9 protein-coding genes and 2 pseudogenes are annotated in these 13,999 nt (G+C 63.5%); 7 read left to right on the top strand and 4 right to left on the bottom strand.

What is annotated here, in order from left to right:
- Positions 1-1,218 precede the first annotated feature (1,218 nt).
- On the bottom strand, positions 1,219-4,851 hold the full coding sequence (locus PHA81_RS16545) for a hypothetical protein (RefSeq protein ID WP_273837620.1): 3,633 nt from the start codon (positions 4,849-4,851) through the stop codon (positions 1,219-1,221).
- 313 nt (positions 4,852-5,164) lie between these two features.
- Here PHA81_RS16545 and PHA81_RS16540 point away from each other — a divergent pair, with 313 nt between their 5' ends.
- The gene (locus tag PHA81_RS16540) at positions 5,165-5,596 is read left to right on the top strand and encodes a hypothetical protein (RefSeq protein ID WP_273837619.1); all 432 of its coding nucleotides are present in this window, start codon (positions 5,165-5,167) and stop codon (positions 5,594-5,596) included.
- Here PHA81_RS16540 and PHA81_RS16535 read toward each other — a convergent pair whose 3' ends face one another.
- From PHA81_RS16535 to PHA81_RS16525, 3 genes are all read right to left on the bottom strand, one after another.
- A complete protein-coding gene (locus PHA81_RS16535; RefSeq protein WP_273837617.1) occupies positions 5,597-6,379 on the bottom strand; it encodes a hypothetical protein in 783 nt (260 codons plus the stop codon). It abuts the gene before it with no gap.
- 729 nt (positions 6,380-7,108) lie between these two features.
- On the bottom strand, positions 7,109-7,489 hold the full coding sequence (locus tag PHA81_RS16530; protein ID WP_273837616.1) for a PIN domain-containing protein: 381 nt from the start codon (positions 7,487-7,489) through the stop codon (positions 7,109-7,111).
- Positions 7,490-7,876 carry an HTH domain-containing protein gene (locus PHA81_RS16525; protein WP_273837615.1) on the bottom strand — a complete coding sequence of 129 codons (387 nt, stop codon included), beginning with the start codon at positions 7,874-7,876 and terminating at the stop codon, positions 7,490-7,492. It lies immediately after the preceding gene.
- A 265-nt stretch (positions 7,877-8,141) separates the two neighbouring features.
- On the opposite strand from PHA81_RS16525, the pseudogene PHA81_RS16520 reads away from it, so the two are divergent.
- The 6 genes and pseudogenes from PHA81_RS16520 to PHA81_RS16495 all read left to right on the top strand — a co-directional run.
- Positions 8,142-8,465, top strand: a pseudogene (locus tag PHA81_RS16520) (RNA polymerase subunit sigma-70); the annotation flags it as partial.
- 164 nt (positions 8,466-8,629) lie between these two features.
- Entirely contained in the window at positions 8,630-9,904 is a 1,275-nt protein-coding gene (locus tag PHA81_RS16515) for a transposase (protein WP_273837614.1), read from the top strand.
- Between the two features lie 37 nt (positions 9,905-9,941).
- Positions 9,942-10,310: pseudogene (locus PHA81_RS20940) on the top strand (RNA polymerase subunit sigma-70); the annotation flags it as partial.
- Positions 10,307-11,002, top strand: a complete 696-nt coding sequence (locus PHA81_RS16505; RefSeq protein WP_273837613.1) for a hypothetical protein — start codon at positions 10,307-10,309, stop codon at positions 11,000-11,002. The pseudogene PHA81_RS20940 and the gene PHA81_RS16505, both read left to right, overlap by 4 nt.
- Positions 11,003-11,767: 765 nt before the next feature.
- Entirely contained in the window at positions 11,768-12,787 is a 1,020-nt protein-coding gene (locus tag PHA81_RS16500; protein ID WP_273837612.1) for an SOSS complex subunit B family protein, read from the top strand.
- A 270-nt stretch (positions 12,788-13,057) separates the two neighbouring features.
- The gene (locus PHA81_RS16495; protein WP_273837611.1) at positions 13,058-13,999 is read left to right on the top strand and encodes a transcription initiation factor IIB family protein; all 942 of its coding nucleotides are present in this window, start codon (positions 13,058-13,060) and stop codon (positions 13,997-13,999) included.

Here is a 13,999-nt window from a genome sequence, read left to right as displayed (position 1 = left end):
GTGCCACCGGCCACGATCCCGAGCGGAAACTCCGGTACGACACCCAGTACATCCACCAACAATCGTTCTGGGTCGACATCCGGATCGTCGTTCGCCAGGTCTGGATGGTTGTGACTGACCTAGTCCGGGCTGGGCTGCAAGATTGGTGAGGAGCACAGATGGCAGCGCTACCTCTGATGCAGCTTGCAATTTTTGAGTCCTGCAGTACACGGAGAGGCACCGTTAACTTAGCAAAGGAGGGTGACACCCTGATGAACTTCATGTTCCAGCGACTTCAGCGGGATTCTCATGGAGTTACCCCATATAGAATATATGTATGAGGGGTGAGCACCTCATTAAACGTGACCACCGCAACGGACACGGTATCATTGGGACCGGCAACTACCGAACAGTTCGTCGGGGACGATTGAGCGAGGCCATATACTGAGTCAGCACGGTAGTTCTCTTTCCCTGCGTTGTCACACACAGTACCATACCATGAGAAGCGCCCATAGCTTTTCTCGACCGTTATCGATCGTCGAGGGCTGTTTCACAAACGGTGCGTTTCCCCGGAGAGAGCGGTTGTGCGGTTAATCGTGCTGCGAGCGTGAACCGTCCACCAACTGAAATCCCAGAGAATCGTGGTAGAGTGAAAACAGCGAAGATCGGCTCGACAACGAACAGAACTCCTACTGACGACCCGTACAAGGGAACACGCCACCACGGGTGCAGAACCACTCAATCGAGCATTTGGAGTCGGCCGAACGTTCACACACGGCCGCCGTTGTGGACTTTGCCGGGATCGAGCAGCCGAACGATACGATGCCCATCAATCGTTCGCCTCTGACGACGGTCACACAGTAATCGAAGATCGACCGCACGAACGGCCAGACACGTCCTTCAGTGGCATGTGACGGGTACTGCTCGAATATGATCGCACGCTCATACTGGCCCACCAGGGAGAGGACAACATTCGCAGCTGTCGTCCACACTCGACTCCACATCAACCGCATCATCGTCTCTTGCGGTGTTTCGGGCCGATTGTGAAACCAGGGCTAATGACTGAGCGACCAGCAGCGACCCTCTCGAATCGTGTTGGTCAATGAATGCGAGTGTGAACGCAGGGCAGCGGCGCGATGCCATTCCTGTTCCGCTCGAAGGTCGTTTGCCGAGCGGCTATTCACAATTGGCACCGTTGCTCACCGCAGGACGAACGCCAAGCCACCCACCAGTACAAGGCTACGGGTCCTGCCCGATCGCGTCACGGAGGTGTTCGACGGGGTAGATCGCCGAGAGGCCGGGCGTATCGATCCGGAACTGCTGGGGCGGCGTGTTCTCGCTGTAGGTCTTCTCGACGCGGGGCTCGCCATCGGGTGGATCGTTGAGGGCGGCGAGCACCTGATGGCCCCCACCACGGGTCATGACGACCCAGATCGCCGCCGCGGGATCGCAGGCAGCCATCTTGTCGAAATCGCTCGGCACCGCCTCGCTGACGTCGTGGTTGATGCGTTCGGCTTCGACCGCAACGACGATCTCGCCGTCCGCGTCGAGGCCGACGAGATCGAGGCGGCGCTGCTCGTCGATGTCGTAGTACGGCTGCACCGCGTCGACCGCCGAATCGGGATCGGCGGCGTACTCGTGTTCGAGGTACCGACGGGCGATCTCGACGGCACAGACGTGTTGGCTCGACTCTTCGAGATCGCCCTGTCCGTGGCCGTAATCGATCCCCTGCCGGTAGCTCTCGCCGAGCAGCGTCCGGCCGTCGGCCGTCACGGAAAACAGACGATGCGGATGATCCGTGTCGTGACGCAGCAGATCGGTGCCGAGGAGTTCCTGCACCGCGTCGCTTCCGATGCCGACGTACTCCTGGAGGCGCAGCATGCTGTCGCGTGTGAGGTCGTACTCGAGGTCGGGATCGTAGCGGAGCTGCTGGGCGTTGTACACAGCTTGCAAGAAACAGAGCTGCCGGTCGGTCTGTGCCGCGGCGGTGCGTTCCTCGCGGGTGAGCTTGAGGTTGAGATCACAGATCGGAATGTCGGCGCGATCGACCGCGGCGAGGTCGTGACAGCAGGCGATCGCCCGGTGTAGCCCCTCAGTGGTCGGGTCGTACCGGTTCGCACAGCTGCGACAGCGGAGGGCGTGAGTGTCGGCGTCGTAGGTGATGGCCGCCGGCAGGCGCTTGGTGTGTGGCAGTGCGGTGTCGACGCGCGCGAGACCGGCGTCGGCCGTCCCGTCCCCTTCGCGGTCGTGGTCCGCGGCCGTCCCGGTGTCGGCGGCCGCGTCCGGCGGATCGATCGTGAGACCGTATTCGGTACGCGTTCGGGTCTTGAGTGCCGTGGTCGCGTCCGCGAACGCCTGCCGTGTGGATTCATCGAGCGGCCGGTCGCCGGACGGATGGCCGGCCGGCGGCGACGCGGAGCGAACGACGAACGGGCGGGGCTCGGGCTCGTCGAACCTCGCGGGGAGGCCGACCAGCCACTGGCCGCGCCGCAGCGCCCGCAGCCGGTTGCCGACCGCCTCCGGACCCATGTCGTCGGTGGCCAACCGCCGCGTGAGCCGCCGCTCGACCGGAACGTTGCCGACAACGAACGTCGAGACGTTGTTGAGCAGCTCCCCGTACGCAGCCTCGTCGGCCTCGCGGAGCTGGGCAGGGAACTGCATCGAGAGCGTCACCGAGCAGTCGAAGCCCCGCGCTTGGGCGAGCAGGTCGCCGAGGAGATCGGAGACCGCGACGCTTGCGGCCTCCTCCAGATAGAGGTTCACGAGGGGGTGATCGCCGTCGTCGGGCCCGCGGCGGCTGCGTCGCTTGAGCGCCGTCCAGAGGTTCGAGAGGACCACCAACGTCAACACGCGCTGGGCCTCGCTGCGGAGCCCGCCCATATCGAGCACGACGACCGCGTCCTCGTCGAGCACGTCCGCGAGATCGAAGACCGGATCGTCGCCGTCCGGGACGTGGTTGAACACGCGGGCGAGCCGCCGATCGACGGGCACCTTCTCGATGCGATTCGCAACGCCCTGCATGATCTCGTCGAACGACCGCTGCTGGTTCGCCACGACGCCGTTGAGCATCCGTTCGAGATCGGGGTCGCTCACGGCCGGGGCCGCCTGTTGGTCGTGCATGCGCCGGGCCGCCTCGTGAAGCTGGCGGTGGGAAAACGCGTCGTCACCGTGGACGGGGTCGAACTGGGCTTTGAGGAGATAGCGGATGACGTCCGGCGAGCGCACCGCCTGTTCGAAGCGGTCCGCGCCCATGATCTGGGTCAGGATGTCGAGGTAGTGGTCGACCTTGTCCTCGACGGCGGTGGTCCGCTCGATGTCGGCGTCGAGTTCGTCGCGGATGTCGAAAAACGAGAACGCGGGCAGGACGCTACTGCAATCGAAGTAGTAGACGTTCTCGAGCGTACCGAAGCGAGCGTAGTGCGAGCGCAGATAGTCGGTGGTCATACCGTCGCCTTTGGGGTCGATGAGGATATCCGCGCCCGCCGTCGCGGCGTGGTTGTCGAGCATGGCGGTGGTCAGGCTCGTGGACTTCCCGGAGCCGGTTTTGCCGACCCACCCGACGTGCAGCGGCTGGAGCCGGGGTGGGACGGCGAGCGAGTCGGTCATGGCGGTCCCGTCTTGGGTCTGTGGCCGCCCGACCGTGAGCCCCGGCGTGCGATAAACCGCAAGCCGCTCGTCGGGCGGCCGCGGCAGCGCAGTGCGCTCGCCCGGCGTCGTGGCGAGCGCGCGGGTGCCCGTCGTGGTCAGCGCCTCGCCCCCGAGCAGACAGAAGTTCGGCGCTTCGGCCACGTCGGCGACGATGCCGCGGCTCGTGTTCGCTCGCCACGGCAGCCGAGTGGCGCGCCGTTCGTAGTCCGGCGGGCGAAACGTCCGGTCGCGGATCGCCTCGAAGACGCGGTAGCCGGGCGGGGAGGTGCCCGAGTGGAGCTCGTCGTCGGTGTGAACTTCGGCTTCGATGTCGTAGGTGGTGTTGCTGACGGGACTGAGCGCTGCGGTGAGATCCGCGATGGCGTTCTCGGCGACTGCGGGTTGCTCGCGCGTGATGGCGGCCGCCCGAGCGTTCACGGCGAACGAGCGGCGAGTGGCTTTGGCTTCGAGCTCCTCGAGGCGCTGTTGGTCGCTCGGGGCGGGCGAGATGTCCTCGATTGTCCGGTCCTCGTACAGCTCCGGGTTGAGCATCCGGTCGATCGCCTCACTGATCCGCGCCGCGCGGGTATCTCGCGCCAGCTCCAGCCGCGTGTGGCGGGCATCGGCGATAGGGGTCCAGTCGGCCTCCGGCTGTAAGAGGGCCTGGTACACCATCGGAACGTCCATCTCGGCCATCGTCTCGAGGACGGCCGCCAGCGGGACGCGATTCGACTCCTCAGTCTGGAAGGTTTCGAAGGGCGTCAATCGGGTCTGCCAGTCGTTGCGTCGCTCGGCGCGGCCGTGAAACTCGACGCCGGCAACGTGCCACGACCAGTCGCGCGGCGTTGTATCCGTGGCCTCGCCCGATGGGTCACACGCCGCCGTGAGATCGAGGCTGGTCCGCTCGAACTCGTAGCTGTCCGGAAACACCTCCCGGAGCGTCCGTTCGAGTGCGTCGGTGTCGCCGTTGTCGACCCCGAAATGATACTCGATCGCGGCATCGGTTCCGCCGCGGGATACCAGCAGGCATTCGATCGTTGGCGGTTCGGGGCCACCGCTCAGCAACCCCCGATACCACGGCCGATCGGTCTCGGTTTGTCCGAGCCGTCGGAGGCGGTCGAACTGACTCTGTACCGTTGGCGCTGACAGCGGATCGTCGGCCGGGGTAACCGCGACGTACGATCCGGCCTGCTCGTCCGCTGCCGTCGGCTCCGTGCCGGCCGCGGGATCGTCTGTCCGTGCCATTAGGTGTCATGCCTCAACGAATGTGTTTTAATCTTATGCCCACACGCAGGGAGTGAAGCCAGCCGTCGATTCGCTTCGACGTGGTCCCGAACGGCACGGAGCAGCCTTCCAGTCGCTGGTTGAACAACGCTTTGGAGAAAATGGCACCGTTGCGCTCGCTCGGCGCGGCGCTCTGGATCAACGTACAGCACGGTTTTCGTCTGCCGGGAAGGGGCGAGGCGCTCGAAGGGGGCGGCGAGAACGACCGCCACACTCCACAGTCAGACCGAGAGTCGCCATGACATATCGAGCGCCGTTCGGAGAGTGACACATAATGGATCGACCCGATTCCGAGACGGTAACTGCATCGACCACCAAGAGCTCCCGGACCACGGCCGAGGCGTCCCGGGACGGCGACCGCGACGGCTCGTACGGCGACCCGGGGTCGTATTCGGAGCATTCGTCCGGGGCACTCACAATGACCCAGTGTCCGGAGTGTGACGCCACCGCGTTCGTCGCGAAGAAACTCGTCTACGAGGAGTTCGAGTTCGACGCCGACGGGCGGCCGGTACGCCACCGGCCGCGGGTCCGCGCCGAGTTCGAGTACACCTGTCGTGAGTGTGGCCGTCGATTGCGCGAGCTGCCCCCGGAACGACGCACCTACTACTCCGAAGTGCACGCGTTGGAGGCCGACCTCGACGCGGCCGTTCGCCGGACGATCGCGCTCTCGCTCTGGCGCGTCTGGAGCCTGCTTTCGAACTTGTAGTCAGTCGGCGCTCGTCGCTGTGGCGGTGATATAAACCGAGTTCGTTCCGGGTGGTTCGACGACGGTAATCTCCTCTACGGCGTAGTCTCTGTCCGGTTCGTCCCCCTGCGGAGGGATAGTAGGTCGATAAAGAATCGAACTGGTCTGTCGGAGAGGTGCATAGAGAGCATCTGGTACTGATCTAGGAAGTGTATCGACATCCGCCGAATCCGTGCCGTAGAACGGGTTCGTTCCGAGGAGGCCGAGCTCCGGCCTGTCACGACCGTCCGGAGTGACCAGTTCATCGGTCACCGACTCGGCGCGGGCTAGTGGTGATTCGGCCGTGCCGGATGCAGTCAGACGGCGGTACGGCCACTGGTGTTGGATGCGAGGCGGATCATCCGCGAATGCCTCGAAAAACGGCATCAGCATCGATGGATCGACCGGTGGCCCCCTCAGCAGGAGACCGCACTTCCAACTGGGTTCGGCCCGGTCATTCCGGCGACCCCCCTCAAAGTAAAACCACCCGTCTTTCACGGGCCAGAGGGCCCCAGCAGCGAATCCAGGCAGTGACTGGGTCTGTTCGGTCTCGCCAGTCGCGGATTCTGTCATCATCGGCTGTTCGCGATCAATGTACTGGTGGATTTTCTCTACGTCTTCGAGAAAACGTGCGGGCGTGTTCGAAAGGACCTGTATCCCGTGGTGACGCACACCGTAGTGAAACTCGTATGGGTCAGCGGGCTCTAGATGGGTGTTGAGGGCTCCAATCACTTCCTCGAGGCGATCGACGTCCGCGTGAGCCATGCGGACTCCGAGGTGTGTGAAGATCGGCGCGGAGCGTTCGATGGTAGGGATCCCAGGCAAGGGTGCACAGACGACGACTCGCCGCCCGTAGTTCCGAGTGAAGATGCGGTCAGGTGACTCGGAGACAGCCCAATCAGTAGCGAAACTGTTCTCAAAACCCGATATTTGCTGCGAATCCCACGTCAGAGACGTCGGGATGTCGCACAGTTCATGGTGCGAATTCGTCATGATCGTTTACCCTATGCCCATCCTGCGTATATATTATCGGTTAGAATTCTAGATTTTTCGATGCTGATGAGTATTGTTTCGTAAATAAATTTTACGATATGGATGGTGCGAATACCTCGGGCTGGCAGTAGAATACACTGGTGGACGTGGTTCGTATCCACCACGAACGGCCCGTTCGGAGTCACAACGACCGCCACGAATAGATCAACAGTCACGTGGGACATTCGCGATACGCCTCTCGCACGTCGCTCTTCTCACCACGACTAAGCCAACAGTTCGCGTGGGACAATCACGGACGAGTTTCGGTTCTATCACGCACATCGTCGCTCCGAGAACCTAGAGCGTCTCGCCGGCAACGACGGGAACGAGTAGACGGATCTCGCCGAGCGCGAAACCCGCGCAGATGACGCTCGCGGAGTGGGGCTGAAACCTCTCCGTGAGATCGGACTCCCACCGTGTGGGATTCCCCGGCCGTCAGGCCGGTGGAGGACGTCAAATCTTTCAGTAGGTCTCGACGTCGAGGTCGCTGATACGAGCGAACTCGTCGATGTTCCGAGTGAGAACACGCGGGTCCGCACTCTCGACGGCGGTCGCCGCTATCAGTGAATCGATGTCGCCGATGGGTTCGCCGCGGGCACCGAGTGTGCGCTGGATGGACAGCGCCCGGCGCGACTCGGTGTGACCGAGGGGGAGAACGACCACCGACGCGAGTATCTCGTCGAAACGGTCGTATTCACGCTCGCGGAGACCGAGACCCGTCTCATACACTGAGAGCGGCGAGACGGCGACCGGCGTCTCCCCCTCAATGAGGCCGGCGAGCGCATCGTCGGCCGCGTCGAGTTGAGCGAGCAGGTCAATCAGGAACGTCGTGTCGAGTAACATCTACTCCTCCGTACGGTCGGTTCGCCGAGTGTCCATCCGATCGTTGAACGCCTCACGGAACTCCCGTGCACGGCCTCTGACGCGCTCCGCACCCTCGTCGTCGACGAGACCGACCAGCTCGCGGAGCGGTTCGGCGGACCCTCCCCGCGACCGCTCACCGTCAGTCTGCCACCACACGACTCTCCCGGCGGTCTTTCGCCGGGACACACGGCCCTTTTCGTGCAGCTCCGTGAGCTTTCGTCGGGCGGTCTCGCGCGAACACCCGAGCGCGTCGGCGACATCACCACTCGTGATGACCGGTCCCTCGACCTCGTTGAACACTTCGACCACGGCGGCGGGCGTGACCGATTCAACGAACTCGCCCGAGTCACTTCGGTTGCGGCTCATGCCACCACTACGTAACCGACTGACATAATTCTGTTGGCGTACACCACGAGGTATACACCAACAGGATATACAACCACGCCACGCGGATCCACGCATGACCTCGATGAGGTGTTTCGATACCTCGAGGCGACGTCCGACGTAGATGGTAATGTACTGGAGAAGACAACTAGCTTCAGTGACTAGTACGCAGATGGTGGTCGCCATCGTGATATACTATACTATTTTTGTCTGTTCACCGGATACTGGTAATCGACAAATATACGAGATGTTCGGCGGAGCCGGTGGGCAGGTCCTCCTCGCACTCAGCCCCGGCGACTCCATTCGTCGCGTTGCCCAACGAATTCAAACCCCTTACGAAACCGTCCGCCAGACGGTCAATACGCTCGAAACCGCCGGGTTCGTTCGCTACGATGACGGCTTCTTCGTGACCGACCAGCAGGTCGTCGAGGCTACCCGTCAGCTCCTCGCCGCGAGCGGCCGGGTGAGTCCTCCCTCTATCGAGGAGGCGTATGTGCTCCCACAGTTCGCCGATGTCCCGTTCGTCTTCACCCGCATTGACGCCGTCTACGTCTGGACCCGCGGTGGCTATCTTAATTCAGCGAGAGAATCCCGTCCTAAGGCCGTAGGCCGAAGGGCGGGCGTGAATCGCGTAAGCTTTCTCGTGATACTGTGCAACCACCGGCCACCCGTCTGTGGCTGGCCGGATATTCGTCGGTCGCAAGGGTTATGTTCTTGTGCTTACATAGGCTATACATGGCGATTAAGACTGTCATCCGCACTCACCGCGCTTCCATTCGGAACCAGCGGCAGGTGCGAGACGGTCTTGATACGCTTGGTTTCGCCGCCGCAAAGCTCTGGAACGTCGCCCGATGGACGGCAGGGCGCGTTTGGAATGCTTGCGGCCAGATTCCCGACGACGGCGCTCTTAAATCGTACCTCAAGAGCCATGAACGCTACGCGGACCTCAACGCACAGTCCAGTCAGCGAGTTCTCGAAGAACTCGATGAAGCGTTCACCGGCTGGTACGGCCACCGCCGCAACGGGAACGAGAAAGCGAACCCGCCCGGCTACCGCAAACATAACGGCGAACACCCACGAGCGACAGTTACGTTCAAAGAAGACGGTTTCAAACACGATTCCAAGAACGGCTACATCCGTCTCTCGAAGGGCCGGAACACGAAGGCGCATTGGTCCGATTTCATCCTCTGCGCCTACGACGCCGACCCGGACGTTGCAATCGAAAACGTCCAGCAGGTTCGCTCGGTGTACGAACACAGCGAGTGGCGCTTGCACATCGTCTGCAAACACGAGATTGAGACCGAACCGCCCGGCGACCGCACTGCCGGTGTGGACCTCGGAATCTGTAACGTGGCCGCCGTTTCGTTCGGCGATGAATCGTTGCTTTACCCCGGTGGTGCGCTCAAAGAGGACGAATACCACTTCGCCAAGAAGCGCGCCGAGTGCGACGATTCCGCGTCCCGCAATGCCCGGCGCTTGGACCGTAAGCGAAGCGAACGCCGGACGCATTTCTACCACGCACTCTCGAAAGCGATTATCGCCGAGTGCGTCGAACGCCGCGTCGGTACACTTGTCGTCGGCGACCTCGCGGGAATCCGCGACGACGAGGACGGCACACCAAAGAACTGGGGACCACACGGCAACCTCGATTTGCACGGGTGGCCGTTCGACAGTCTGCCGTCTGCGCTCGAATACAAGGGCGAAGCCGAAGGTATCGACGTACTCCGCAAGGACGAGCGCGATACGTCGAAGTCTTGTTCCGCGTGTGGCCGGAAACGCAAGGCGAACCGACAGGAACGTGGGTTGTACGTCTGTGACGAGTGCGGACTGGTCGCCAATGCAGACACGAACGGTGCCGAAAACATTCGACAGAAAGTACCTCCGAATCCTCCCGCGCGGGAGGATAGGAGTAACGGCTGGATGGCACAGCCAGCGGTTCACCTGTTCGACCGCAGGGAGGGCGTTTTCGCCCCCCGAGAACAGGTCACGAAAACGAACCGCGAACCCTAATATCCCAACTGCGGTCGGGAAACCTCGGCGTTTACGCCGAGGAGGATGTCATCAGGTCGGTCGAAGCCCCGAGAATTACCCGCTGTTCCTCAGCGTCCGCACTCGTGATGTAGAACAGTGGCAACGGTTCTTCGAGACGTTCGGCCTCCCGGTCGCGTTCGAGCGCCAGCCTGACGAGGCGATCGACGGTCCCTTACAAATCGTCCTCGAACCGCGAGCCGACCTCACTGTGGAGTGGATCGAAGGCCATCCGGTGGTTCCGCGCGAGGAAACGATCGCGTATATGCGCGAACACTCCGTCCACTTCCAGTCGGCACTCGCCATGCTCGATCGGATGGAAAACGATCTCGATCTCGACGTGGCCTACCGCGAATCCGAGCGGGAACGGGATCAAGCCCGCCCATGAGCTTCGAGAACCGGAGCAAGGCCCTCGTCGATCTACTCGGGGCGTTGAACGAGAGCGGCCTCGACTACGTACTGGTCGGTGGGTACGCAGTCTCCTCGTTCAACACACGCTTTTCCACCGGCTTGGATATCGTCGTGATGCCCGAAGACAAAGACGCGTTCGTCGCATTTCTCGAAGCCCGGGGGTTCGAGGAAACCGATCGCCACGAGAAGGCGTGGGTCTACGACACCGAAGTCCTCGAGTATGAGAAACGACTGGCCCCACAGCAACCCATCGGTTTCGATCTGCTCGTGAACGGCCTCGGCTGTCGCCAGACGACCGCCCAGTGGTCGTTCGACTATCTCACCACGCATAGCGCCGAGCGCGAGGTCAGCGGTGGCACGCGGACAACGACCGCCCGTGTCCTCAGTGGAGCTGTCCTCACCGCGGTCAAACTCCACAGCGCGCGTGAGACCGACCTCCGGGATGTGGTCGCTATCGCTCAGGAGATCGACCTCGACACCGTCACCGCCCACCTCCATCGTGGCAACGAGGATGCCCTCCGTGAACAGCTCCAGCGGGAGCTCGATATTCTCGATAGCGAGGGTCTCGAACACGGTTATCGGAGTGATTTCGGTGCCTCGGCTGTGTCGAGTGAGACAGTCACGGAACTCAGAGCCTACCTTTCCGAGCAGATCGAGTATCTCTCCTGAGAGAGCGAAAGCGAGTCTCGCGGGGGGATGTCGGTCACTTGCCTGGCGTAGTGACTCGCTGCTATCGGACATCGAAACCGGTCGAAGACTACGGAAAATGCCGTCAAAACCTCGTGGGCGCTCGATCCCGTGCTGCACTCGGTTGATGCGGGGAGTGCTCTTAGCGTCGAATCACGAGTCGGTCTCGACTTTTCAACCAGAGCTGTCCAACCGTTCCGTTTTCGCATGGCCCGCCCCGCTCGCCGCGTGCCGCCTACCGATGAGCGTCGCTCATCGGCGTCCCGCTCACTCCGTTCGCGGGACCTCCGCGTCACTCGGCACCGACCGGTCCGGGCTGTCGCCGTCCCGACGCCGCACCGCTCGACACCCGACGACCCGGCGAGGACGGCGTTCCGGGCGTCCGGTTTGCCGCCAGCATTAAGCGCGCTTTGGGTTGCGTCTCGGTTGCTCCGCGCTCCGTTCGCTCGTTCGCGCCCGACGGACCCACACCACACTGTCGGCCGCTCACCACGCTCGCTCCGCAGCGTCGCGCCCGTCGACGGACGCGCAAAGCGGCTTAAAGCTGGCCGCTCGCTCCGGGCGGGTCGGCGCGCGGAGCTGGCTGTCGGGGCCCGAGGGCGCGCTCCGCTCGCGCCCGGCCAGCAACCGAAGGCGCTCGCGAGAGCGCGCAGGCGACGGCAGCAGTCGTGGAGTTGTGACTCGACATGTTGGAAAGGAAGACGCCGTGGTGAGCGCCTTCGTGCGGTATCAGTCCAAGTGATACCAATGAACAGTAGCCACGCTATCGGTAATGACGTTTCGGTCGATACAGGGACGAACGAACACAACGCGATCTCGGAGGACCAACAGGAGCTCGCAGGCGACGAACGGGGCGAGCTCCGGACGGACGTCGAGCGGGAAACCCAGGGCAAAGTCGACACGAACCACCCCGATACACAGGAAGTGCATGAGAACGGAACGAACGAGCATCTGACCCGCATCCAGGAGGAGCGGATCGCGGGGCGCGAAGCCGAACTCGAACGGATCAGCGCGAGGGCGACGTGGAGTCGACAGTCGGGCCGCGAGCGGCGGTGTCGGACGGTCGCCGAGGAGCGCGTGGGTGGGCGCAGGGAGCGACTGGCCGTGGGATACGACGAGGACCCACGGGAGCGACTGACCAAAGACGAACTCGCGGCGGTCCACCAGCGGGCGAAAGCCCTCGAAGAGGGGTTGACGTTTGCGGGCCAACATCGGGCCATCGCGCGACAGATCGCCGAACGGGTGGTCAACGAGCGCGAGAGCGTGGTCGATGCAACGCTGCACACCAGGGAGGCGTTGCTGGCGTCGCGCGGGGTGGTCAAGCCGATCGCGCGAGTCGAGTCCACCCAGTGGTCGGTGACGGTCGAGGGCACGGTGACGACGCTGTTCGAACCATCAACACCCACCCAACAACAGGTGGGTATCCTCGAAGACGAGTCGGGGTCGGTGAAGCTCACCGTGTGGCGAAGCGCCGAGGTCGGGACGGTGCTCCACGAGGGCGATCGGGTGCGGGTCCACGATGCCTCGCCGAGTGCGTACAACGGCCGGACCACGCTGGCGGCCGAGCGGAAGTCGAAGTACGGGACGGTCTACAAGCAAACCCGTATCACGATCCTCGAACGTGGGGGTGGTCCCGCGCCGCGGCGACCCCGAGCGGGACCGATGTACGACGAGGAGGGCACCGTCGTCCAGAACCCGAAACCCTGCGCGATGCCGGTTGGGACGGTCGCGGGCGACGGTGACGACCGGGACGCCGAGGACGACTGAGCGCCATCGCGGTCGATTTTTTGGCGGTGCCCGCTACCGCTCCCCACCGCCCCACCCGCCTCCACGGTCCGGGCTGCTCGCTCGGGCTGCGCTGCCGGGCTTTCGCCAACTCATCGGTGTGATTGCCGTCAACGTCGCACCTTACACCAATCAGGGTAGCGCGAGCCATCGTATCGGCGGTGTGTACACCCTTTCGCGACACAGCAGCCAGCCCAGCTGCCGCCCGCCGTGTTTTCGTTTCCCCTGCGAGTGGGCGAGGGGTTACGACCAATGCCGATCACCGAACCCTACGAGCGGACGGTCGACGAATCGATCCCAACCGCCCACACGGCCGAACAGGCCGGATGTCCCGACTGTGGCGGCCACGTCGTCACCAGCGACGGCGAAACCGCCTGCGTCGACTGCGGGCTGGTCCTCGACGACCAGCGTCTCGACCACGGACCGGAGTGGCACCAGTACGAAGAGGGCAACGACGAGCGTGGACGGACTGGCGCGCCGCTCACGCCCGCACGCCACGATCGCGGTCTGACGACCGATATCGGCCGGTATCGCGATGCGAACGGCAACGAACTCGACGGCACGAAACGTCGCCAACTGTCGCGCCTCCGTCGCGAACACGAGCGGGGTCGGTTGCAGAGCACGGCCGAGCGGAACCTCGCATACGGTCTCGGCGACGTCCGACGGATCGTGAGCGCCCTCGGGCTGCCGACGGCGGTTCGTGACCGGTCCTGCACGCTCTTTCGCAGCGCCCAGGACGCCGACCTCCTCCGGGGCCGATCCATCGAAGCCATCGCCGCCGCCAGCGTGTACGCGGCCTGTCGGTGCAACCGCCTCCCGCATCCCATCGAGGAGGTTGGAGAGTACGCTCGGTGTGACACGTCCGGGCTCAGCAACGCCTACAGAGTGCTGAACCGCGATCTCGAACTACCCACTCCACCGCTCCAGCCTGCCGCACACGTTCCCCGTCTCGCCGCCGACCTCGACGCCGACGACGCGATCCGCCATCGCGCACTAACCCTTGCTCGGCAGGCCGCGGACGCGGGCCTCACCAACGGTGTGCAACCCACCGGCTTCGCCGCCGCCTGCCTCTATGAGGCCGCCCGCGAACACGGTCGCTGGCTCACGCAGGCTGCCGTCGCCGAAGTAGCTGATATCTCAACCCGAACCATCCAGCACCATCGTGACGCTCTCTGTGACGCCGACATCCGGTGA

The organism is Halococcus sp. PRR34 (assembly GCF_028617175.1).
Taxonomy (GTDB): Archaea; Halobacteriota; Halobacteria; order Halobacteriales; family Halococcaceae; genus Halococcus; species Halococcus salifodinae.
The sequence above is the reverse complement of the archived record's forward strand: the minus strand, read 5'-3'. Positions and strand labels throughout refer to the sequence as shown.